Here is a 21,895-nt window from a genome sequence, read left to right on the forward strand (position 1 = left end):
GTCATCTCGCAAGTAACGATAGCAGACGACGAGAAAACGGATTTGTTACACTAGAGAAGTACTTAAAAAGGGGGAATTGATATGTTACAAGATCATTCATTTCAACGCGTCGACGGAACGTCGGCATCCTTAAGTGACTACCCAGCTCAAGCATGGCTGATCGTCAATACAGCCAGCAAATGCGGCTTGACGCCACAGTTCGAAGGACTCGAGCAATTGCATCAAGACTATCGTTCGCAAGGATTGACCGTACTTGGTTTCCCATGTAATCAGTTCGCGAACCAAGACCCGGGAACGGACGAGGAGATTCAGTCGTTCTGCCAAGTCAACTACGGCGTGACGTTCCCCGTCTTCTCAAAAATCGATGTCAACGGTGAACAAGCACATCCTTTATTCGAAGAACTGAAAGCACAAGCACCAACGACGGACGGTATAACAGACATCGAGTGGAATTTCACGAAATTCCTCGTGACTCGTGATGGAGAAGTGACGCGGTTCTCTCCAAAAACGAATCCAACGGATTTGACGGCAGCGATCGAACGATTGCTCGTTCAAGTCTAAAAAATAAGCTTCCCTCCTTCTCCCTTGAAGGAACGGAAGCTTATTTTTATGTTGTCCCCGGCTCAAGGTGACGACTGATCATTTCTTCCGCCAATCGTTTGACATCATCGATATCGCGCATTTCCGTGAACGGATGCCCCCAGACGATCAGCTCTTCGATTTCTTCAATCGGTTGCGTCGTGTATCGTGTACCATCGGCAACGAACTCTTGCGCAATCGTCGATTCAAAGGCAGCATACTTCAGGAGCCACGGTTTCTCACTCAAGATTTTGTGGGCATGCTTCACCTGCTTGAACGTCACATCGCCGACGAGGACGACGGGATCGAATCGTTCATGGAGAGGATGCGTATATTGAACAGAGATCAATAATCCATGTTGATTCGTTTTTTCTTGTTGTCGGACATACGTCCGCGTTAGGAAATGTGGAACGAGTGACTCCGCACTCTCTTTCGTCTGATGGATGCTCAAACCATGTTCCGTTTGGACGACATCCGGTAGGACCGGTTCGTATCCACGATTCGCTAATTGTTGATCGAGCTCTTTAAATAACAGCAAAGTATGTTCGACAAGCGCTCGAACTTGGCGAAACGATAATTGGATCGATTGATTGATCATAGGATGACCTACTTTCTCTAAAAGTATGGCAATATACAGTTATTTACCCAAACTTTTCCGACTTCATCCCTGTTTCAGCGAAAGTTCCTCGAGCCACTTACGTGTTTGCTCCTGTAGGCGCGTTTTCGTCTGTTCCGGATCGAGGGTGATCTTCTGATCGACATGAATCGATCGACAATCAAGTGCCTGCGGGATGTTTTCTTCGACGATTCCTGCAAGGATCAGACAAGGGACGCCAGCTGTTCTCGCCATCCGCGTGACCTCACCTGGCAATTTACCGATTTGGCTTTGACGGTCGACCCGTCCTTCCCCTGTCCAGACATAATCCGCTTGTTGCATCCGCTTTGCTACACGAAGGTGTTGCAGGATCGTCGATGCGCCCGGAACGATCCGTCCACCAAGCGCATACACAGCTCCACCGAGTCCGCCGGCTGCCCCCGCTCCTTTGACGCTGTCTAATCCAAGTAACTTTCCGATCTGTTCGAGTCGTTGATCGAGATTTGTGATGGCATCCGATAGTAGTCCTTTTTGTGGACCAAACAGATAAGCTGGACCATCTAGACCATGATAGGGAGCTGTCACATCTACGAGGGCTTCCAGCTGAACCGGATACGTTGAACAATGAATGGTCTGCGTCTCAAGTAACGGATTCGTATGGAACAAAATCGGCTTACCCGAGGCATCTTGAAGACGACAACCGACTTCCGCGAGTAATCCAAGTCCCCCATCCGTCGTACCTGTTCCCCCTAACGCCAGTCGGATACGTGTTATTCCTTGATCGCGTAACTGTTCCATCAAACGTCCGACGCCACGCGTATTCACTCGAACAGGATCATCTCCGCTTTGACGCATCGACAGTCCACAAATACGCGCGACTTCGATGACGGCGTCTGAATCTTTTACGGCATACTGTACTTCACACGGACGACCTGCTAGATCAATCGTCACGGCCGTCTTTTCCTCATATCCAAGCGCGAGGTAGACTTCAAGCGTTCCTTCCCCACCGTCCGCGACAGGTGAGGAATCGATGATCGCTGTCGGATCATACGCTCGAACCCCGGAGGCGACGGCTTCTGCTGCCTCCTTCGAAGAAATACTACCTTTGAACGCATCCATTAAAATCAAGTGACGTGCCATCTGTAAGTTCCCCCTTCAAAAATCTCATATCAAGTTTTGATTGCGTTTCCAATTAATGTTACGATGATACTAATTTCAAATTACCATTACCTTATCTGACATTTCATTTTACATACACAGGAGGTCTTATTTCATGGAACGCTGTTCGTTATGTGGAACACCACTTCGTCAATTCGATACGACTTGTTCGCATTGCCAACATCCTGTTATCAAAAAAGAACAACCAGCTGAACCACCTGTTCCGTCTTCTTCACGGACTTGGCTCATCAGCACCTGTCTTTTGCTTTTTCTCGTCGGAGGAGCCGGTTTCCTGTGGTATTCGCTACAAGATCCCGTTTCCCCTGAAGCCGGTCAAACGCCTAGTGTCGAAGCACTCGCGCTTTCGGAATGGTCCGATGACCAAACAGCGTACAATCAAACGTATTCGAAAGACCGTCCTCCAACGTCCTATGATGTCCTTCGTTTCGTCCGCCAATACACTCGGACGATTCCAGAGCTTGCGACGTATTCAAAGAAATACGATTCCATCGAAACGTTTTCCGCCATCCAGTTTACGACCTTGAAGGTGTTCGAATCCGAGTTCGACCATCTCGAGCAGTTGACGAATGCCGTTGATGCTCCTGTCGCTCCAAGTGTTCTTGCCGTGACATTCCAAAAATTCACGTCAAAAGGTACCACATATCACTTGCGTACACAGGAAACGTACCAAATCGCGACAGCAAACGGTTCAGAGCCTGTGACCTACCGTGTCCATTATCGTTTGAAAGTGCATACGGATCATCTGCAAATCATTGATGTCAATCGAACGGAGGTGATCTCATGAAACGAGTGCTCCTCTGTCTGCCCCTTTGTCTCCTGATGGCGTGTTCGCCCGAAACATCCAAGATTCAAGAACAACTCGAGCAACAGACCTACACCCGCGCTGTCGAACAATCGAAACAAGACATTGACGAACCGGCTGCTCGGCTGATGGTTCAGCTTGAGCGACAGCTTGCCGGTTATCAACTGCGTGACGTCTTAAAAACGGCGGAGGCGATCGAACGTCTTCAACTCGCAACGGATCATCCTGTCCGAAAACGAGCAGAAGCCATTGCCTTCAGTGCAAGAGAGACGTTGCAACAAGTCAAACAGTTTGAAGGAACATACGAAGTCGAACGAAGCACACTTGAAGATGAGCCGTTCGACGGAACCGGACGCATCCATGTCTCTTTTGACGAGCAAGATACGTTCATCGCGACGCTTCGCTTTGATCAGTTCGGTCTCCCGGACGCGCTCCGAAACGATGAAGAGATCGTCCGTTTCGAACCCGATTTCTCCGCTCGTGTCAGTTTATCCGGAGGACAAGTCAGCTACCGTTTCGTCCGTTCGACGCTCCGCGTGACGTTCGAAGGACCAGGCGGTAAGCGAATCTATCAACTTAAACAACTGTCAGATAAATAACCAGTAAAACGCCGCTTTACTTGAGACGATTCCCGAGTGAAGCGGCGTTTTTTTATGATTTTAATTTAACGTGTTGCTTGAACGTTCTCATACACCTGCTGACATAATTCATGTGTCGCCAGGCTATCAGAAGCTACGACTGACTCGGACGGTTCCCCTTTGACCGTCCGAAGGAACGCATCCAGCATATCGACGAATCCACGGCGCTTTAGCGTCGCTTCCCAGTTATCGAGCGGATACCGAAGCGTGCCTTGTTTCGTCAATTGATCGAGTGTCGTCACGTCCGTTGCGATTCGTTTTTCTTCCGGTCCCATCACTTCGACGCGTTCTTCCGTGATGCCGTTATTGCGGTTCATGACACCGATTGCCGTGATGCCGTTTGAGACGAACTGAATCGTCACGTGATGCAGCCCGCTTGCGTCCTGCTTACTCTTGACGTGTAAGTCTTCAATCTCACCGCGTCCTGTCAAGAAACGCAGCGTATCCGCGACATGAATGAAGTCGTCGAACAGAAACGGCTTAGCGTCCTCGATGAACGACGTCCGATTCTTTTGCATGAGGACGAGATTCGGATCGTTGACCTCAAGCAAGCGCTGATGCGCTGAAGCGAAGCGACGGTTGAATCCGGTGATGAACGGTAACTGTTTCTCCTCTGACAGACGTGTCAGTTCACGAATCTCTTCGATTTCCATCGAGACCGGCTTATCAACGTAGACGGCGATTCCTGCTTCAAGCGCTTGCCGTGCCTGCTCGGCATGGACGACAGTCGCTGAATGGATCATGACCGCATCGATCCCCTCCTTTACGGCGTCAGCAAACGTCGCGTATGTTCCTGCAAAGCGATAGTTTGCTCGCAATCGTTTTGCTTTCTCTTCATCTCGCGAGATCAGATACACCTCGATATCAGATCGTTCAGCATAGACCGGTAAATAGGCTTTTTGAGCGATATCACCTAGACCAATGACGGCTAATTTCATATGAACTCCTCCTTTTCCACTGTTGCTTACATTCCCTATGATACGTTAATTGACACGAAAAGATGAGAAACAGCCCTTTACAGGCATCAAATTCCTTTTTTTGAAAAGAAGTGAATTTCCTTTTTTTGTTTTATGATAAAACCATATTTGAACAAGGAGGGAATGAGTTTTTATGAAGCGCTTGCTCCGTACTAGTCTTACGCTCTTATTATTGTTCGCTTTGTGTCTTCCCGCCATTCCGGCTCAGGCAGCTAGTTACCAAGTCGTCGTCACTTCGACGATTGGAGCGAACATCCGCTCGAAGCCGAGTACAGCCTCGTCTGCGACGATCGTCCGACGTGCCGCGTACAAGGCAAAATTCACAGCCGTTTCGTATACGAATGGCTGGTATAAGATCAAGGACGGAGGTACATATCGTTATCTATCGAACCAAGTCGCTCAAAAAGTGTCGAGTAGCTCCGTAAAGACGTACAAAATCGTCGTCTACTCGAAAGCTGGAGCGAACGTCCGGACATCACCAAGCACGGCCTCATCAAAGAACATCAAACGACTCGCATCCTACAACTCGAAGTTCAATGCAGTCTCGTACTCGAACGGTTGGTATAAGGTCAAAGGGAAAGTCAATTATTATTACGTCTCTAGCCAAGTTGCCCGAAAAGTGACGACGAGCAGCCCTAAACCATCGAGTGGCAGTTATCCGGTTGCATCGATGCGGTATTTTAAGCTTGGATCGTCAAGTTATCAATTGACGAAAGAAAGCTTCGTCCGCCGTTATCCAGCGAGTACGACGAAACTGTTGACGGGAATCGTCGCGTATGACGAAGCAGCACGTAAAGGCACGCTTGATCAAACGTTCACCCTGACGTCTTCGATGTTATCCGTTCCTGCAGGTAGCAGTGTCGCTGGCTTCCGTGCTGGCGATAAAGTCACGATGCGTCAACTCTTGAACGGGATGCTGATCCGCTCTGGTAATGATGCAGCAAAAGCGATCGCTGTCCGGACAGCTGGTTCTGAATCGAAGTTCGTCTCGTACATGAATAACCGCGCCCGTTCAATCGGAATGAGTGCGAGTCATTTCATGAACCCACACGGTTTCTATCATCCAAGTCATTACACGACAGCTGCTGATATGCAAAAACTCGCGAATACATATGCGAAGTACAGCACGCTCATGACGATCAGTGGACGCAAGTCGTATCAGACGACCGTTAAAGGACCGTATGCACGGACATTGACGTGGTATCATACGAATACGTCGCTTCCAGGAGATACACGTGTTTATGCGAGCAAGACTGGTTACACACCGGAATCTGGCTACACACGCGTCTTCTTCATCAAAAAAGGATCGACACGATATGGTCTCGTCACACTGAAAGGAACGTTGTCCCAAACCGAGACGACACTTCGCTCCGTCTTAAATCAATAATCGACTCATCAACAGTCTGGTTTGCCGTGTCGGGATCCAGACTGTTTTCTTTTTCCTTCAAATTATACTTGCGCTGAAAGCGAATTCATCTTAGAGTTACTTTAGAATCAGACGTCTGACGTCTTAATGAAGGAGAGTTTTTACGTGGGAAATGTCAGTTTGTTATTTGGGGGCGTTGCGCTCTTTTTAAATAGTTTGACCTTGTTTGGAAAAGTCGATCTCCGTAGTGCTGGTGTCTTCAGTCTCATCACGGGTCTACTGCAAACGTTCATCGCAACGTATCTTGTCATCGGTGCTGTCGGTGATCCGGCGTTAACGTTCGGTTACGCGAGCATTTACTTGTTTGCCTTTACGTATGTGTATGTCGGCATCACATTTCTGTTCAATCTTGACGGAAGCGGTGTCGGTTGGTTTTCCTTGTTCGTTGCGATCGCCGCTTTGTTTTATGCATTTGTCAGCTTCACGACAGCAGACATCATCGGTGGGATGACATGGTTGTTCTGGGTATTGCTCTGGAGCCTGTTTTTCCTTGGGATGGGAATGAATCGTCCGATTGACGCGATCACTGCCCGCGTCGCCCTCGTATTAAGCTGGTTGACGTTGATCGTCCCGGCACTGATCGGTCTTCGGTTTGGCTACTTCAGTACGGCATACCAATGGTTATGGAGCGGTGCTGCCATTCTGACTGTCGTCTATTTCCTCTATACGATGATGAAATTCTCGATGCTTCGGACGATCCGCTCGTCGTGACATGCTAATCGATTCATCAAAAAAAGATGTCTATTTCCGGTCATGAATCGGAGATGGACATCTTTTTACTTGATAGAAAACGCTATTGTTCATCCGCGACTCCTACAGGAAAAGAAAGTGCCATAGGTACTTTCGTCAGGGATGAATCAGACCCGGCAAACTGCATGAAATGTTGGTTGCCGCGGCTGATTTCCCGCCTGAGGAAAGCGCGGATGAGAGGAGCGTTCGTTTCGTTATCAATCAGTCCTGCTAGCGCATTTTTTCTCTCCATGCCAATCACTTCAATGCATTCTGCAGCTGTGCTTGAACCTCTTTCAACGACTTGTTCGTCGGATGCCAGTAATAGATGCCGTCCGATTCGATGCCACCTTTTCCGTCGAGTGATAAGGTCTCGACATTTCGTAAGGCATCCCGGTAGTCCGTCACGACCGTCCGGGCAACGGAAAATGGTACGTTCGTCTTGACGTTTTTCCCGAGGGCGTCGAGGACAGCATTGAAGCGACGAATCGAGAAGTCCTCTGTCATTTTATCGGCGACTGCCTGAACGACTTGCCGTTGGCGGATTTGTCGTCCGAAGTCCCCACGTGGATCATCGTGCCGCATACGAGCATAGGCGAGTGCTTCCTTCCCGTTCAGTAATAGTTCTCCTTTTGGGAACTGCATCTCATAGTACGAAAAATTGATATCGTTCTTGACTCTGACCCCATCCACCGCATTGACGAGATCCGTAAAGCCCGCTAGATTGATCTCAGCGAAATAGTCGATTCGAATCTTTAACAGATGACTGACCGTATCAAGCGCCATCTGTGGACCACCGAAGGCATAGGCATGGTTGATCTTATCATTTGAACCATTGCCGATGATGTCTGTCTTTAAGTCGCGCGGGATGCTGATCATCTGACTGGTATTCGTTTTCGGATCAATCGTCACGACGATGATCGTATCACTCCGTCCTGTCTCATTTTTTCGTTGATCGACGCCGAGTAAGAGAAACGAGAATCCTTTTTTCTGCTCGACGGTTTTTTCCGTCTCAACGCTTGCTTTGACCGGTACCTGGACTTCTTTGAGCGTCTGACTCGCTTTATGATACACATATCCGCCTGAACGAAAGAGAAGGAGCAGGCAAATCCCCGTAAGTGTCAGTACGATCCATTTCCATTTCTTCATCACCCATTCTCCTTTTCTTCAATTTGAATTCAAGACGGTCGTTGTGCTTCGAGTACCAGCAAAGCATTGCGCCAGCTACCGAACAAGGCAGTGATGACTCCGATGCTTGGCGCATCACGTCCGATACTGAACCGTTGATAACTTGCGATCGTCAGATGCTCCGTTTCCCGAGCGGCTTCAGCAAGTACGTCGAGCACTTCTTCTTCCCGCCAGCGTTTGCGCGGGAATTCGATCCCAATGATTTCAAGTGCGTTTGACCAAGAGCCGTACCGGCGGGCAATCGTTGCGACGGTCGGACGATTTTGACCAGCCGCCCACTTCGTGTAGGTCTGACTCGTCAAGACCGGCAAGACCCCTTGCGCTTCCAGTAATGACTCGATGATCCGTTGTTCCATTTCCTGGACGCGTTCCTTTAAGATATCCGCTTCTGACAATGCCTGCTGCCACGAGTTGAATTGATGGACGATATCCGTCAGGCTTGGTGCTTGTTTCTGTTGTGCCCATTCGCGGTACGTCGCACTCGTGAAAGGATGGAGTTCCTCACGTGCCTGACGCAAGGCGTCAATGATTTCCGATTTCGTGAACGTCAAGCGGGCATGCCCGATGCCTGCTCGTTCCAAAGCGATTTGCCACGATCCAAACAGCATCAGGATTTCCGCGACGCTTGGATGAGTAGTGTGGAGTTGCCAGCGGAAATAGGTATTGGCCGTCAATTCATTCTTCCCGTCCGCAGCGAGACGGAGTGCGTGGATCGCTTCCTCCATATCGCGCATGACGATGTCCCCTTCCCATATATTCATGACTGGACGTTCCGGCGTACGGTCGTCTGCAAAGCATGACGAACGTTTCGGATGACGACGGCTTGTTCAGTGAACGTCATTTGTGAAGCAGACGGAAGGCAGATACCGTCTTCAAACAAACGACGGCTGACGTCAACCCCTTCTGCTGTGACGAATGGTACGTCGCGATAGACGGGTTGTAAGTGCATCGGTTTCCAGACCGGGCGAGACTCGGCATTCGCTTGTTGCAGTGTCTGAATCATCGCATCGCGTTGCGCTTGACCACCCGGTAAAAGAAAGGCACTGAGCCAGCGGTTGGCGAATGTTCCAGGCTGCTCGGCTTGCGACGTGACGCCGTCCGGGGCAAAGGCACGGTCGTAGCGATCAAAGATTTTCCGCCGTGCGTCGACGCGTTGATCGAGGACTTCGAGCTGTCCCCGTCCGATCCCGGCAGCGACATTACTCATTCGGTAATTGTAGCCGACTTCCGTATGCTCATAATGCAAGACCTGCTGTCGCGCTTGTGTTCCAAGATAAAAGGCACGCTCGATCAGAGCCGGATCATTGGCGACAAGCATCCCGCCGCCTGACGTCGTGATGATTTTGTTGCCATTGAATGAATAGATTCCGAACGTTCCGAACGTTCCGGTCATCCGCCCGTTGACACGAGTCCCGAGTGATTCTGCAGCATCCTCGATCAACGGAACATCGTACTCTTCACAGATCGCAGCAATCTCCTCGATTTGCGCGGCGACACCGTACAGATGAACGACGATGACAGCCTTCGGAAGTCGACCACGTGTTGCCGCCTGGATCAACGCCCGCCGGAGTGCGACAGGCGACATGTTCCAGGTCTCTTCTTCCGAGTCGATCAATACAGGTCGCGCTCCGACATACCGAATCGGATTCGTCGAGGCAATGAACGTCAAGGACTGACAGAAGACATCATCCCCCGTCGTGACACCGATTGTCGCGAGCGCCAGATGGATCGCTGCTGTCCCACTGCTCGTCGCAAGCGTTGCACCAGCTCCTGTGTACGCTTGCATATCTCGTTCAAAGGCATCGACATTTGGTCCAAGAGGGGCGACCCAGTTCGTCTCGAGTGCCTCGGTGACATAACGGGCTTCTTGACCACTTAAATGCGGGATGGAGAGTGGGATGTGTTTCATGATGTTTCCTCCCTTCGAGGTGACAGATGACGAATCGGTGTCCGGTAGAGCGGGAACCAGTGACCCATTTGAGTTTCCGGATGTTGTCGTTCGAATTGTCGCGTTAGACGCTCATAGATCGTGGCATCCAGAATCGACGTACCGAGTCCAAAAAACGTTTGATTCGCACTAAAGGATCGTTTGTAGGCAAGCAAGCTATCCGTATTCGATCGTGTCGTGCCTCCACCGAGATGAAGCGCTTGAAAACCGGCTTGTTTTGCCCAACGAATCATCTCAGCGAATAACAGATGATTGGGTCGAAGGACTAACGACACGGGATCAGACGCACCGAGATGATAATGCGCGAACTGGCGACCGGTCAAGACGATGCACCCGGCGATGATGCGCCCGTCATGTTCAGCTAGCAACAGCACGTTGTTAATCCGTCCGTCCGCGAAGTGATCGAAGTAGGTCTGATCAAAGTAATACCGGGCATCCGCTTGATGTTTGTCCATCGTCATCTGATAGAGATGCGCGAAGTCCCGGTATTCTTCCGGGCGTCCCAGACGAATCGTCACGCCTTCTCGACGTGCCTTCCGGATGTTGCGTCGCGTCATTTGCGAAAAGTCGCTTTCGATCATCTCGAACGGGTCCGTTAGTTCGAGTGTCACGGTCGGCTGCAGGATCTCCGTTTGATGGCACCAGTATTGACCCAGTTCTTGATTGTGCAAGAGTGGATGGAAGCGAACCGTCTCTGTGACGATTCCCGTCTCATTGCAATAGCGTTCGAATCGCTCGCGCGCTTCGCGAATCTGATCGAGTGACCAGATGCCTTTGAAGGAAGGACCCCCATAGCCGTAAGGTGTCGTGATGTCCTCAAAGAGTGTGCCTGGAATCCGTCGCCGCAAGTACGGATAGATCAACGTCCCAAACTCCGTCGGATAATAAAATAACTCAGGAATCTCGTCGTGTTCCTTCGCGAGTTCGAAGTAAGCATGTTCGTAATAACAATCGAGCTGATAGGTCGCGACGAGTGCATCCCATTCGCGCGGATCCCGGATCAACCGTTCATCGCTTAACGACATCATGGGGAACACCTCCGTCGAGACCCTTGAACTCACCCATCCCAGTCTGATGAGCTGTCGAGTTCCCTTCTGACGAGATGACCATCTTGAACGTCTTGAACAGGATATAGAGATCGAGTCGGAACGTCTGGTGTGCTGCGTACCATTGATCTTGCTCGAGGCGTTGTTGCCACGTCGTCGCGTTTCGTCCATGAATCTGCGCCCAGCCCGTCAGACCAGGAAGGACATCATGCCGTGTCATCTGCTCCTTCGTATAGTGGTTCAAATAACTGACGAGTAACGGACGCGGCCCGACGAAGCTCATCTGTCCGCGAAGAATGTTAAAGAACTGCGGAATCTCATCAAGGCTTAAGCGACGAATCCACTCGAGTGATGCGGGAATCCGGTCTGCATCCGGGAGAAGTTTTCCCTCAGCATCCGTTTCGTTCGTCATCGTGCGGAATTTGTAGATTTTGAACAACTCCCCCTTGTAACCCGGGCGGACTTGATTGAAGAAAATCGGACGACCGAGCTTCGTATAGATGACTAAGGCGACGAGGGCGTAGACGGGAATCAGGATCAAGATAGCGATAAGACTAACCGTGAAGTCGAATGTGCGTTTCATGATGACGTCCTCCTTTTACATGGCTGAAAAGAGATCAAGTTGTCGTTTGATGACGTCGGCTTCGTTGAAATGTTTCATGGCACGGTCAAATCCGTTCCGTCCCATCTCGTTGGCACGGTCAGGATGTTCGACGAGTGTGTTCATCCGTTTGGCAAGCTTCGTGATATCGCGGACTTCGATGAGATAGCCTGTCTTCCCCTCGACGACTTCCTCACGACAGCCGCGGATGTTTGTCGCGATGACTGGTTTTGCGCTCGCCATCGCTTCGATGATTGATCGCGGTACGCCTTCGCGATGTGACGGTAAGACGAAGGCATCGACTTGTTGGAACAAACCCGGTACGTCTTCGACGAATCCAAGGTAGTCGACGTTTGGAATCTCGCGGATCCGCCGTAAGAATAAGTGTTTCGTCTTCTGATCGCGCTCGCTTGCCATCATCTCACCGGCAATGACGAGACGGGCTTCCGGGTGACGATAGACGACATCCTCGAATGCATCGAGCAGTTCGAGAATTCCTTTCTCTTCGACGATCCGACCGATGAATAAGAACGTAAACGGCGCTCCGGCTTCACGTGGTCGTGGGTAGAAGCGGGTCAAGTCGATGCCATTTCCGAGATGCATCAGCCGGGTATTCGCTTTAAAGCGTTTGCGCTGGGCGAGTTGATAATCTTCCTCGCTTTGAAGGAGCAGATAATCGGTCGCGAGACGTGCCAACCACTTTTCGACTGAATACGTTAGCTGATACGTCATCCGCCCCATCTTCTCGTGGAAGTAAAAACCGTGTGCCGTATAGACGATATGCTTCGTCCCGGCACGTTTGGCGGCGACCCGCCCAAGGGCAGCGGCGACTGGTGTGTGGACATGGACGGCGTTGTAACCATCCTCTTTCAAGATTCGTGTGATTTCACGGATCGTCCGCCAGTTACTCGTCCAGTCGATTCGCCGCTCGATCGGAATGTCATGCATCCGGAATCCCTTTGCTGCCAGTTTCACCGAGGCACCCGTGTCGGCACAGGCGATGCCGACGTCGTGCCCCGCATTTTGCAAAGCGAGTAAGAGCGGCTGCAACATCGTCTCTGCCGTCGTATCGAGAGCACAGACTTGAAGGATTTTTAGAGGCGCCATACGTGGACCCCCTCCGGTTGTTCTGCTCGTGGCAACATGCCTTTGATGTCGACGACGATGCCGCGACCGACCTTCAGTAAGTGTTGTGCCAAATTCCAACCACCTTCAACGTATTCTTCGTGTGAGACGGCAAAGATGACGACGTCGGCTGGTTTGAGTTCACTCATCTCGAGTAAGTCGATCCCGTACTCACGTTTTGCCTCACTCTTTTCGACGAGTCGGTCCGTCACTTGGACGTCGATTCCGAACTCTTCGATTTCATGAACGAGGTTCGCAACTTTCGAGTTGCGGATGTCGCTGACGTTTTCTTTGAACGATAATCCAAGAATGGTGACCCGGGCGCCGAGCACCGGCATGTTCTGTTTGATCAAGTTCTTAACGAGCGCTGTTGCGATGAAACGCCCCATCGTATCGTTGATCCGGCGACCGGCAAGGATGACTTCCGGATGGTAGCCAAGTGACTCCGCCTTCATCGTCAGATAGAACGGATCGACACCGATACAGTGACCGCCGACGAGACCCGGACGGAACGGGAGGAAGTTCCATTTCGTACCGGCTGCTTCGAGGACTTCGAGCGTATCGATGTTCATTCGGTCGAAGATGATTGCGAGTTCGTTCATCAAGGCGATGTTGAGGTCGCGTTGTGTGTTTTCGATGATTTTTGCTGCTTCCGCGACCTTGATCGATGAGGCACGGTGGACACCGGCTTCGACGACGGCTTCATAAACTTCCGCGACGATATCCAGTGTCTGTTCATCTTGGGCGGAGACGATTTTTTTAATCGTCTTGAACGTATGCTCATGGTCACCCGGGTTGATCCGCTCCGGTGAGTAGCCGACGAAGAAGTCGACACCAGCGCATAAGCCGGACGCTTCTTCAAGGACCGGGATACAATCTTCTTCCGTAGCTCCAGGGTAGACGGTCGACTCGTAGACGACGATGTCGCCTTTATTGAGCTGGCGACCCACGAGGTGCGACGCCCGTAAGAGTGGTGTCAGGTCCGGCTGGTTCTGTGCATTGATTGGTGTCGGAACGGCGATGATGATGAAGTCGCTCTCCTGCAGTGCCGATGGCTCTGAGACATAATCAACGGTCGCGTTCTTCAACGTGAAGGGACTCAGTTCGAGTGTCGCGTCAATCCCTTCTTGGAGTTCTTGAACGCGTTGTTCCTTGATGTCAAAGCCGACGACGTCTGTTTTTTCGCCAAAGGCGACGGCGACGGGAAGTCCGACGTAGCCGAGTCCGACGACGGCAATCGAACGGTTGGCAATGGGAAGTGCACCCGTATGGGCTGCTGTCGTATCTACGATGTGTTTGACTGCCTTGTTCATGTTGGGTTCCTCCTATTTCATCGACTGTTTGACGATCAATGTTTTTCCGTTCGGTTCTTGTTTGACGTGTTCGACGGGTTCGAGGACGATTTTCATCTCGGAGCCGAGTAACTTGCGCATCTCGTTCAAGAGAATCTGTTCGTGCTTCGGTTGGAAACGTTTCGCATCCGGAATATAGCGGAGTGTCACGTGATTGAGCGCATGCTGCTCGACTTGGAGCCGTAAGACTGAGTTCGGCAGTTCCCGGGCAATCGTCGTGATGTCTCCTTCGAAGACTTTGCCGCGCTTCTCACTGACGATGTAGCTCGTTCCCCGACCATCGATCGAGGCGATGACAGGACCATTCAAACCGCAATTGCATGTCTCGTCACTAAGTGTCATCCGGTCACCGATCCGGTAACGAATCAGCGGTGTGCCGCGTGTCGTAAAACAGGTGACGACGACTTCTCCGTCCTCTCCATACGGTTCGATGATGCCAGTTTCGTGGTGCAGATGCAGTTTATGATGGCGACACTCTGAGATGATTGGTGCCCCTTCCGAGGAACCGTATTGATCAAAGACCGGGACGCCGAACGCTTCCTCAAGGATGGAGCGCATCTCCTCCGTCACCGTTTCTGATGTCGGGAAGATGGCAATCAGCGGGATATCCAGTTTAATGTGGTGTTTCAGCATATAACGGGCGATTTCGACCATCGCCGTCGGTGTTCCGTCGAGTGCGCGTGGTTGAAAACGATTCAGCTCCTCGATATAAGCTGGGAAGTTCTCTTCCTTCATGTGAAAGATCGAGACGAGCAACTGATTGAGTGGCCGGTTCATCCGCCAGAAGATCGGTTTCGTTTGATCGACGGCTGTCAGCGTCCGACCGGTGAAGCTTGCCCGGCGCATTCCGGCCTTGAAACCGTGGAGTTCCTTGAAGTAATCAAGATGGGCCATCCGTTCCTGGACATCCTCGCGCATGAACGCGACTTGGAGCGACTTTCCGCTCGTTCCTCCTGTCCGTCCGCGGACCGGCGCATCGACACGGGACATGAACGCATCATTGTTTTGGCGAAGCGTCTCTTTTTCAAGGATCGGAATCGTCTTCAGCTGCTCGAGTGACGTAAACGGTAACTGCATGTCATGTTCGTGAAAGAGTTGTCTGTAATACGGTGTATGCGCCACAACAAACGCGAGAAAGGCATTCAGACGTTCGAGTTGTTCCGCTTGGTAATCCCGCGTCCGGTCCTTCATCCGGAGCTCCTTCATCTTTTGCTCATAGAAGTGACCGTAGCGTTCTTGCATCAACTTCCGACCGTATAACGAGGTCAGCCAATTTTGGATGAAAATTGGAGAGCGATAGTAGATATTCTCTTTAAGCGCCATCTTGGATTTCCTCCTTCATCAAGTAATGGCTCTCGTACCAGTCGATGAATGCATTGACACCAGCTTCGACCGTCGTCTGTGGTCGGTAGCCGATTGTCTCAAATAGTGAGGAGACATCGGCGAAACTTTCCGGGACGTCACCCGGCTGTAACGGCATCCCGTTCTTGATCGCCGTCTTACCGAGCCGTCGTTCAATCAAGGCGACGAATTCACTTAAGCGAATCGGGCTATGACTACCGATGTTGTAGACGCGATACGGGACGTTACTACGATCCGGTAAGGGATTTGACGCGTCAAACGTCGCGTCGACTTCCGGTTCAGTCTGGAACAGACGATAGATGCTTTCGATGATATCGTCGACGTAGGTGAAGTCCCGTCCCATCTCGCCGTAGTTGTAGAGATCGATTGGTTCGCCCTTCGCAATTGCCTCCGTGAATTTGAACAGTGCCATATCCGGGCGCCCCCATGGACCGTAGACGCTGAAGAAGCGAAGCCCTGTCGTCTTGATGCCGTAAAGGCTGCTATACGTATGCGCCATCAGTTCGTTCGCTTTCTTTGAAGCGGCATAAAGACTTAGCGGATGATCGACGGCATCCGTCGTCGCAAACGGCATCTTCGTATTCGATCCATAGACGGAACTCGATGAAGCGTAGATCAACTGCTCGACGGGATGATGGCGACACGCTTCTAGAATCGAGAGAAAACCGACGATGTTTGATGTCATGTAGACGTCTGGTCGGTCGATGCTGTAGCGTACGCCTGCCTGTGCTGCCAAGTGGAGAACGAGATCAATTGATTCCTGTTCAAAGATTCGCGCGACGGCTCCCGTCTCTTCGAGTGAGACCCGGTAAAACGTGTAGTTCGTGCCGAGTTCAGCGAGCCGGGCTTCCTTTAACGTCGGGTCGTAATAGTCGTTCACTTCATCGAGTCCGATGACCCGGTAACCCTCCCGGATGAAACGACGTGCGGCATGAAATCCAATGAAGCCAGCGATACCAGTGATTAAGATCGTTTTATTCGGCACGGTGTTCGACCTCCTCGAAGTAGTGGCGCGCTTGCAGGCGCATGTAGTGAACGGATGTATAGACGATGAGTAACATCGGGAACAACTTATACCGGTGTCGAATGGCCGTTCCGACGTTGCCGGTTCCAAGACCGAAGATCAACGCGTTGAGTGCAAAAAGAAGGAAAAAGAAGAAGAGGACGCTGCCGAACGGATGCTGACGAATCAGTTTGAACGACCGAATGATGGCAAAACAACCGATGAAATAGAAGACGGCGTCGAGGAAGAAAATCAGGATGTTCATGACACTCGACCACTGCCACGGGAATGGTGAGAACAGGAAGTAGATCATCCGGATCGGTGAGTAGAGAATCATGTCGCCTGGACCTGTCACCGTCAATCCGTTCAAGTAAGCGGAGCCGCCACGATCGTAACTCATCCCGCTGAACAGCTGTCCGTTTTCCGAGACGTGGGTGAACTTCGCGAACAAGACGTCCTGGAAGCTGTAGACGATGAAGCCGACGACGAGTACTTGGAAGATCAGTCGCTGTACCTTCGTCGGTTCAAAGTCCATGCGTCGTGTCTCATGGCTATAAAACGAGAAGTAGACGAGTAAGACGACGATTCCGACGGCAAGACCGGAGTGGAACATCGTACTGACGAAGTAGCCGAGATACGCGAGAATCATGTACCTGCCGGACTTCTCTTCCGTCCAGCGGACCATGTAATAAAGCGTGTAGACGATTCCAAGGGCGACGATCTGATCCCGTAAGAGAATCGGTGAGAGCAACAATCCTTGCGGGAAGAACGCGAAGATGAGTGTGGCACCGAAGACGTATCGTTCCGGTAAGCGCAACCGCTGCAATGTCTTTGCTAGAATGACGACGGCGACGACGCCAAGGATGACGTTGAAGAACTGAGCTAGGATCCGTTCCGGTCCGAACATCAGATAGAAGATTCCGAGAAACTTGGAGTAGGTGCCGCGGACGACATCGTTAAAGGTCGACGGGTCGGTGAAGATTTGGACACCCTCGAGATGAAAGGCTTCCGTATCGTCCCCACTGTGCGGCGGTAAGCGGAACAGTTCGAGATCGATGAACATCAAAACCAATCGGACGAAGAAAGCGGTGATGAAGATGAGATAGAGCGGCGGCGTCTCGGCTTGGCGGAGTAGGTAATAGAGAAACAACACCGAGTTGATGAGCAGCAAAGCGGTCACGTACGTGTCCGGGAAGAGCGACCGGGCGAATTGACAAACGAGCGCTTCAATGACGATGAGTAAGAGAATTGGTCGCATCTTCTTCCCTCCTTAACTGCTTTGTTCGACGACGAGGACGACATTTCGTGGATACAAGGAGCGATAGAGTGCGGGTAACAGTAAGACGATCTGAGTGACTGCGCAAAGTGTGTATGCAATCGTCGCCCCGTATAGTCCGTACAACGGAATCAAGAGGCTACAAGCGACGAGATTGACGACGACACTGCCGAAGATCGAGAGTGTCTGGATTCGAAACTGCTGGAAGCCGGTCAGTAGTGCCTGAATGACGGTCGAATTATAGAAGAACAACGACGCGACCATCATCAAGACGAAAATCAGATGATATTTGACGAACGACGCATTGTAGAAAATCGTCAAACCCCACTTTCCGAAGAAGATTGCTCCAAGAATCAGGAGGATCCCGACGACGTTCGTCATCAGTAACATCGACCGTGTCAGCTTGCGCAGTTCCGGTAAACTTTGGCGTTCTCCAGTCTCTGACGAGAAGTTCGGCAATAAGACAGCAATCAAGGAGTGGATGAACAGACTACCGAGTACGAGTAGATAGGCAATACTTGCATAATATCCGAGCTCTTCGGTTCCGATCGCATGTCCAACGAATAACCGTGGGATGTTCGCGTTCAAGGCGATCAGTAGAGCGACGAACCCGAGTGGCATCGCTTTAAGGAACAACTCCTTACCGGATCGATATCGTAAGTCGAGCGCTTGATTGTCAAAACCACGACCGACCCGGCGAATCGTCGGGAGATCGTAGACGAGTAACATGATCAAGTTACCAGTGATCAAGGCGATGACGAATCCCTGGATCGAATGGGTCGTAAAGAGGACGAGTGCTGCGCCTGAGACATTCAGGAGACTGCGAAAAATCTTCGAGATGGCGACTTCCTTGAAGGCAGTGTGTCCCTGTAAGAAGCCGTATCCGAGATCAGCGAACGACTCCATGTATTTATTGAGATAGACGAGTAACGTCAGTAGTAAGATGTTCGCTTCACCGAAGAAATAATAGACACCAAGGAGGACGAACACACCTGCCGAGAGGAGCGAAAAACGGGTCTTGATGAAGAGCCAGAAGTTCGTCAGTCCAGCCCGTTCTGCCGTCAGGATCGTACTGGCATTCAGCCAACAGAACATGACGATTGGTGCGGTGATGGCAAGGGCGTAATTGAAGTAGCCGATATTGAGCGGCGTACTCCATTTGATCAGGAGCGTCAAAATCATCCATTGATGCAACGAATATGCTGTATCCGCAATGAAGATGAGATTGAAGCGAGACAGCCGGACCGTTTTCATCGTTCTCCCCCTCTCTATTTACGAGCGATCCGCATCGTTGGTGCGACTGGATCGGCATCGGTCTCGTTCGTCGCTTCTAATAAATACTGGCGAAGTGTATCATCCCGATCGAGCGTTTGGGCGATCTCACGCAAGTACGGATCGACGGAGCCGAAGGGGCGTGTCTTTCCGACGAGGATCTTATCGAAGACGAGTTCGTCATGCACCTCATCACGAGCGAGCAGTTCCTCGTAGAGTTTCTCCCCTTTTCGAATCCCGCTGTAGACGATCGGGATCTGTTCTTCCGTAAATCCACTCAAGTGAATCAAGTTTTTCGCAAGTGTCGTGATGTGGACCGGTTCACCCATATCGAGGACGAACACTTCGCCACCTTTTGCGAGAACACTCGCTTGAATGACGAGACGACTCGCTTCCGGAATCGTCATGAAGTAACGTGTCATCCGGGGATCGGTGATCGTGATCGGTCCACCTTTCGCGATTTGTTCCTTGAAGAGTGGGATGACGGAACCGCGGCTTCCGAGGACGTTGCCGAACCGGACGACGGCGAACGTCGTTTCGCTATTTCTTGCCATCTGTTGGATGACCATTTCAGCGATTCGTTTCGTCGCGCCCATCACGCTCGTCGGGTTGACTGCCTTATCGGTCGAGATCATGACGAAGCGTTTGACTCCAGCCGCTTCTGCTGCTCGGGCGACGTTACGTGTTCCGTAGATATTATTCTTGACGGCTTCGCTCGGATTATCCTCCATCAGTGGGACGTGCTTATGGGCTGCCGCATGATAGACGAGGTCCGGTTCGAAGCGTCGCATGACTTCAAGCATCCGGTCACTGTCCTGTACATCGGCGATGACAGATTCGAACTGGATGTCCTGGCTGAGACACTCGAGTTCCCGGCGAATCAGGTAGATACTGTTTTCACCGTGTCCAAGAAGAACAAGTCGTTCAGGACGAAAACGAATCAGTTGCCGGCAAATCTCGGAACCGATTGATCCACCGGCACCGGTGACGAGGACCGTCGCTCCATGCACACTTCGTTCGATTTCCGTGATATCAAGCTCGACTGGTTCCCGTCCGAGTAAATCAGCGATTGAGACTTCACGGATTTGTTGAATCGAGACCTTACCGGAAGCGAGTTCGACGAGCATCGGTAACGTATGCGCCTCGACTTGCGTCTGTTTAATTCGATTCAACAGTTCGATTCGTCGCGGATACGGTAAGGACGGGATTGCGAGGACGACCGCTTCAATCTTTTGTTCCTCGATGATGCATTCAAGTTGCTCGATCGCTCCGATGACAGGAACACCGTGAATTCGCATCCCGCGTAGTTCAAGCGAGTCATCGAGTAATCCGACGACGTTTAAGATATGCGATTTCTTTTGTTTCAGTTCTTTCGTGATCATCTGCCCGGAAGCTCCGGCACCGATGATTAGCGTCCGTTTGCCGAGCGTCTTATGCTCCGGAACGAGTCTGAGACTACGGCCACGAATCAACAACCGGACGAATAAGATACCGTTCAAGACAAGTCCTGTCTGCAAGAAGATCGCCCGTTCGACCGCAAAGTCGAACAACGCATATTCAAGACCAAGTAAAACGAAACTGCTGGCAAGGACGACGACGAGGAGAACGGCGAGATCACGTAAACTCGCGTAGCGCCAGATGATTTGATAGAAACGCATCCAATGAGCGACGAAGGTGAGGGCAATCCACTGGATGAGGGCGATTTCGAGCGCATCCTGTAACTCGAAATTGACGGTGAGATGGAGCGGATTAAAGAAGTAGAACGTTACTACGGTTGCGAGTGCGATGACTCCGGCGTCGATCAGGCGAAGGAGTCCAATCTTCAACTGCCGACGATACGGGGTAAGCGGGGAATGCTGCATGATGGTGTCTCCTCTCCTCTCTCATGAGTGCGTCCGGGGAATGACTTTCGGATAACTGTCGGTCGCTTCACGTGTCACTTCTTTTTTGCTTAACGAGCGCGAATAGACGATCAGGAGTCCGAGCATTAAACCAAGGACACCACCGATTCCCGTATTCATCAAAATGTTCGGGGATACGGGCTTCGTTGGAATTCGTGCACTGGAGAAGACTTCCGTCTTACTCGTGTTAATCAGTTGCGGGAGATAATCCTGGAAGACTTCCGTCATCGTATTTGCCTGAATGGCTGCCTGCTCCGCTGAACGATCCGTGATGGATAAGGCGATGACTTGCGAATCGAGATTGCTCGAGACCGTCAGACGATCCGTCAAATCGAATAATCGCTTGTCGGTGACGTTCATCTTTTGGGCGACCTGATCGACGACCTCTGGGCTTCGCAAGATATCTTGATAGGTACTGACGAGTGTCGGCGTCGATGTCGCCTCTGCGTTTGCTTGAGGAACGACGAGAATGTAGGCCGTCGCTTCATATGTCTTCGGAATGACATACGTGCTGAGTGCATATCCGGCACCTGCGAAGAGAATCATGAAGAGTGCCAGTAGCCACCAGCCGCGTCGGAGTGTCGTCAGATGATCTCCGAAGGTTTTTCTTTGATGCATCGAGCTCACTGTTGTTCACCTCTTTCTAGCTTGACCGAATGGATGGACATTGGTTATGTCTACACCTTATTTCCAATCGAATTCCAAAACAATTAGAGCTTGGTGAAAATGATTATATTTTTTTCGGTAGCTATCTCGCTTGCGTGACGCAAGTTCACAGCAGGAATTCATGTCACAAAAAAAACGCGATTCACGAAAAAATGATTGCGTTTTTTTTAATATTTTTTCATTGGTCTGCATGATTTTTTAAAAGATGAGGGTAAATACAAATTTGACGA

Annotated in this window: 21 protein-coding genes; 5 read left to right on the forward strand and 16 right to left on the reverse strand. The window is 51.0% G+C overall.

Annotation, left to right across the window (positions count from 1 at the left end; genetic code table 11):
* Nucleotides 1-81 precede the first annotated feature (81 nt).
* A complete protein-coding gene (locus Q9R23_RS06865) occupies nt 82-561 on the forward strand; it encodes a glutathione peroxidase (protein WP_290756679.1) in 480 nt (159 codons plus the stop codon).
* Nucleotides 562-607: 46 nt separating this feature from the next.
* On the opposite strand, the gene Q9R23_RS06870 is transcribed toward Q9R23_RS06865, so the two are convergent.
* Together Q9R23_RS06870 and Q9R23_RS06875 are read right to left on the reverse strand one after the other, a co-directional pair.
* The gene (locus Q9R23_RS06870; protein WP_290784492.1) at nt 608-1,177 is read right to left on the reverse strand and encodes a hypothetical protein; all 570 of its coding nucleotides are present in this window, start codon (nt 1,175-1,177) and stop codon (nt 608-610) included.
* Nucleotides 1,178-1,240: 63 nt separating this feature from the next.
* A complete protein-coding gene (locus Q9R23_RS06875) occupies nt 1,241-2,314 on the reverse strand; it encodes a glycerate kinase (protein ID WP_290756672.1) in 1,074 nt (357 codons plus the stop codon).
* Between the two features lie 133 nt (nt 2,315-2,447).
* Here Q9R23_RS06875 and Q9R23_RS06880 point away from each other — a divergent pair, with 133 nt between their 5' ends.
* Both Q9R23_RS06880 and Q9R23_RS06885 read left to right on the forward strand, forming a co-directional pair.
* Entirely contained in the window at nt 2,448-3,137 is a 690-nt protein-coding gene (locus tag Q9R23_RS06880; RefSeq protein ID WP_290756669.1) for a hypothetical protein, read from the forward strand.
* Complete coding sequence (locus Q9R23_RS06885) at nt 3,134-3,754, forward strand: hypothetical protein (RefSeq protein WP_290756666.1); 621 nt, start codon at nt 3,134-3,136, stop codon at nt 3,752-3,754. Before Q9R23_RS06880 ends, Q9R23_RS06885 begins: the two co-directional genes overlap by 4 nt.
* A 65-nt stretch (nt 3,755-3,819) precedes the next feature.
* Here Q9R23_RS06885 and Q9R23_RS06890 read toward each other — a convergent pair whose 3' ends face one another.
* On the reverse strand, nt 3,820-4,731 hold the full coding sequence (locus tag Q9R23_RS06890) for a Gfo/Idh/MocA family protein (RefSeq protein WP_311246654.1): 912 nt from the start codon (nt 4,729-4,731) through the stop codon (nt 3,820-3,822).
* A 172-nt stretch (nt 4,732-4,903) separates the two neighbouring features.
* Between Q9R23_RS06890 and Q9R23_RS06895 the strand changes: the two genes are divergently transcribed.
* Together Q9R23_RS06895 and Q9R23_RS06900 are read left to right on the forward strand one after the other, a co-directional pair.
* Nucleotides 4,904-6,157, forward strand: coding sequence for an SH3 domain-containing protein (locus tag Q9R23_RS06895; protein WP_311246655.1), 1,254 nt, complete (start codon nt 4,904-4,906; stop codon nt 6,155-6,157).
* A gap of 144 nt (nt 6,158-6,301) precedes the next feature.
* Nucleotides 6,302-6,907 (forward strand): AmiS/UreI family transporter, encoded by a 606-nt coding sequence (locus tag Q9R23_RS06900; RefSeq protein WP_290756657.1) that lies wholly within the window; start codon nt 6,302-6,304, stop codon nt 6,905-6,907.
* A gap of 276 nt (nt 6,908-7,183) precedes the next feature.
* Here Q9R23_RS06900 and Q9R23_RS06905 read toward each other — a convergent pair whose 3' ends face one another.
* From Q9R23_RS06905 to Q9R23_RS06965, 13 genes are read right to left on the reverse strand one after another with little or no spacing between them, the layout of a single operon-like run.
* Complete coding sequence (locus Q9R23_RS06905; RefSeq protein ID WP_290784506.1) at nt 7,184-8,074, reverse strand: LCP family glycopolymer transferase; 891 nt, start codon at nt 8,072-8,074, stop codon at nt 7,184-7,186.
* Between the two features lie 29 nt (nt 8,075-8,103).
* Nucleotides 8,104-8,847, reverse strand: coding sequence for a hypothetical protein (locus Q9R23_RS06910; protein ID WP_290784508.1), 744 nt, complete (start codon nt 8,845-8,847; stop codon nt 8,104-8,106).
* 23 nt (nt 8,848-8,870) lie between these two features.
* Entirely contained in the window at nt 8,871-10,022 is a 1,152-nt protein-coding gene (locus tag Q9R23_RS06915; protein ID WP_311246656.1) for an aminotransferase class I/II-fold pyridoxal phosphate-dependent enzyme, read from the reverse strand.
* Nucleotides 10,019-11,089, reverse strand: a complete 1,071-nt coding sequence (locus tag Q9R23_RS06920; protein WP_311246657.1) for a lipid II:glycine glycyltransferase FemX — start codon at nt 11,087-11,089, stop codon at nt 10,019-10,021. Before Q9R23_RS06920 ends, Q9R23_RS06915 begins: the two co-directional genes overlap by 4 nt.
* Entirely contained in the window at nt 11,070-11,690 is a 621-nt protein-coding gene (locus Q9R23_RS06925) for a sugar transferase (RefSeq protein WP_290756640.1), read from the reverse strand. The genes Q9R23_RS06920 and Q9R23_RS06925 overlap by 20 nt, the downstream gene beginning before the upstream one ends.
* 15 nt (nt 11,691-11,705) lie before the next feature.
* Nucleotides 11,706-12,815 (reverse strand): glycosyltransferase family 4 protein, encoded by a 1,110-nt coding sequence (locus Q9R23_RS06930; RefSeq protein WP_311246658.1) that lies wholly within the window; start codon nt 12,813-12,815, stop codon nt 11,706-11,708.
* A complete protein-coding gene (locus Q9R23_RS06935) occupies nt 12,803-14,146 on the reverse strand; it encodes a nucleotide sugar dehydrogenase (protein WP_311246659.1) in 1,344 nt (447 codons plus the stop codon). Before Q9R23_RS06935 ends, Q9R23_RS06930 begins: the two co-directional genes overlap by 13 nt.
* A gap of 12 nt (nt 14,147-14,158) precedes the next feature.
* Nucleotides 14,159-15,508: a phenylacetate--CoA ligase family protein gene (locus Q9R23_RS06940; RefSeq protein WP_311246660.1), complete on the reverse strand. Its 1,350-nt coding sequence runs from the start codon at nt 15,506-15,508 to the stop codon at nt 14,159-14,161.
* Nucleotides 15,498-16,532, reverse strand: coding sequence for an NAD-dependent epimerase (locus Q9R23_RS06945; RefSeq protein WP_311246661.1), 1,035 nt, complete (start codon nt 16,530-16,532; stop codon nt 15,498-15,500). The genes Q9R23_RS06940 and Q9R23_RS06945 overlap by 11 nt, the downstream gene beginning before the upstream one ends.
* Nucleotides 16,522-17,808 carry a glycosyltransferase family protein gene (locus tag Q9R23_RS06950; protein WP_311246662.1) on the reverse strand — a complete coding sequence of 429 codons (1,287 nt, stop codon included), beginning with the start codon at nt 17,806-17,808 and terminating at the stop codon, nt 16,522-16,524. The genes Q9R23_RS06945 and Q9R23_RS06950 overlap by 11 nt, the downstream gene beginning before the upstream one ends.
* Before the next feature lie 12 nt (nt 17,809-17,820).
* Nucleotides 17,821-19,080, reverse strand: coding sequence for an oligosaccharide flippase family protein (locus Q9R23_RS06955; protein WP_311246663.1), 1,260 nt, complete (start codon nt 19,078-19,080; stop codon nt 17,821-17,823).
* Nucleotides 19,081-19,094: 14 nt separating this feature from the next.
* A complete protein-coding gene (locus tag Q9R23_RS06960; RefSeq protein WP_311246664.1) occupies nt 19,095-20,960 on the reverse strand; it encodes a polysaccharide biosynthesis protein in 1,866 nt (621 codons plus the stop codon).
* Nucleotides 20,961-20,981: 21 nt separating this feature from the next.
* Nucleotides 20,982-21,617: a YveK family protein gene (locus Q9R23_RS06965; RefSeq protein ID WP_311246665.1), complete on the reverse strand. Its 636-nt coding sequence runs from the start codon at nt 21,615-21,617 to the stop codon at nt 20,982-20,984.
* Nucleotides 21,618-21,895 lie beyond the last annotated feature (278 nt).

The organism is Exiguobacterium sp. BRG2, from assembly GCF_031844245.1.
Classification (GTDB): Bacteria; Bacillota; Bacilli; order Exiguobacteriales; family Exiguobacteriaceae; genus Exiguobacterium_A.

What these genes read in the sequence shown, in the direction of transcription:
- Q9R23_RS06895 (WP_311246655.1), top strand. Translation starts at nt 4,904, where the DNA reads ATGAAGCGCTTGCTCCGTACTAGTCTTACGCTCTTATTATTGTTCGCT.
- Q9R23_RS06920 (WP_311246657.1), bottom strand. Translation starts at nt 11,089, where the DNA reads ATGATGTCGTTAAGCGATGAACGGTTGATCCGGGATCCGCGCGAATGG.
- Q9R23_RS06930 (WP_311246658.1), bottom strand. Translation starts at nt 12,815, where the DNA reads ATGGCGCCTCTAAAAATCCTTCAAGTCTGTGCTCTCGATACGACGGCA.
- Q9R23_RS06880 (WP_290756669.1), top strand. Translation starts at nt 2,448, where the DNA reads ATGGAACGCTGTTCGTTATGTGGAACACCACTTCGTCAATTCGATACG.
- Q9R23_RS06910 (WP_290784508.1), bottom strand. Translation starts at nt 8,847, where the DNA reads ATGCGCGATATGGAGGAAGCGATCCACGCACTCCGTCTCGCTGCGGAC.
- Q9R23_RS06940 (WP_311246660.1), bottom strand. Translation starts at nt 15,508, where the DNA reads ATGGCGCTTAAAGAGAATATCTACTATCGCTCTCCAATTTTCATCCAA.
- Q9R23_RS06870 (WP_290784492.1), bottom strand. Translation starts at nt 1,177, where the DNA reads ATGATCAATCAATCGATCCAATTATCGTTTCGCCAAGTTCGAGCGCTT.
- Q9R23_RS06960 (WP_311246664.1), bottom strand. Translation starts at nt 20,960, where the DNA reads ATGCAGCATTCCCCGCTTACCCCGTATCGTCGGCAGTTGAAGATTGGA.
- Q9R23_RS06865 (WP_290756679.1), top strand. Translation starts at nt 82, where the DNA reads ATGTTACAAGATCATTCATTTCAACGCGTCGACGGAACGTCGGCATCC.
- Q9R23_RS06890 (WP_311246654.1), bottom strand. Translation starts at nt 4,731, where the DNA reads ATGAAATTAGCCGTCATTGGTCTAGGTGATATCGCTCAAAAAGCCTAT.
- Q9R23_RS06875 (WP_290756672.1), bottom strand. Translation starts at nt 2,314, where the DNA reads ATGGCACGTCACTTGATTTTAATGGATGCGTTCAAAGGTAGTATTTCT.
- Q9R23_RS06905 (WP_290784506.1), bottom strand. Translation starts at nt 8,074, where the DNA reads ATGAAGAAATGGAAATGGATCGTACTGACACTTACGGGGATTTGCCTG.
- Q9R23_RS06950 (WP_311246662.1), bottom strand. Translation starts at nt 17,808, where the DNA reads ATGCGACCAATTCTCTTACTCATCGTCATTGAAGCGCTCGTTTGTCAA.
- Q9R23_RS06925 (WP_290756640.1), bottom strand. Translation starts at nt 11,690, where the DNA reads ATGAAACGCACATTCGACTTCACGGTTAGTCTTATCGCTATCTTGATC.
- Q9R23_RS06935 (WP_311246659.1), bottom strand. Translation starts at nt 14,146, where the DNA reads ATGAACAAGGCAGTCAAACACATCGTAGATACGACAGCAGCCCATACG.
- Q9R23_RS06915 (WP_311246656.1), bottom strand. Translation starts at nt 10,022, where the DNA reads ATGAAACACATCCCACTCTCCATCCCGCATTTAAGTGGTCAAGAAGCC.
- Q9R23_RS06965 (WP_311246665.1), bottom strand. Translation starts at nt 21,617, where the DNA reads ATGCATCAAAGAAAAACCTTCGGAGATCATCTGACGACACTCCGACGC.
- Q9R23_RS06885 (WP_290756666.1), top strand. Translation starts at nt 3,134, where the DNA reads ATGAAACGAGTGCTCCTCTGTCTGCCCCTTTGTCTCCTGATGGCGTGT.
- Q9R23_RS06955 (WP_311246663.1), bottom strand. Translation starts at nt 19,080, where the DNA reads ATGAAAACGGTCCGGCTGTCTCGCTTCAATCTCATCTTCATTGCGGAT.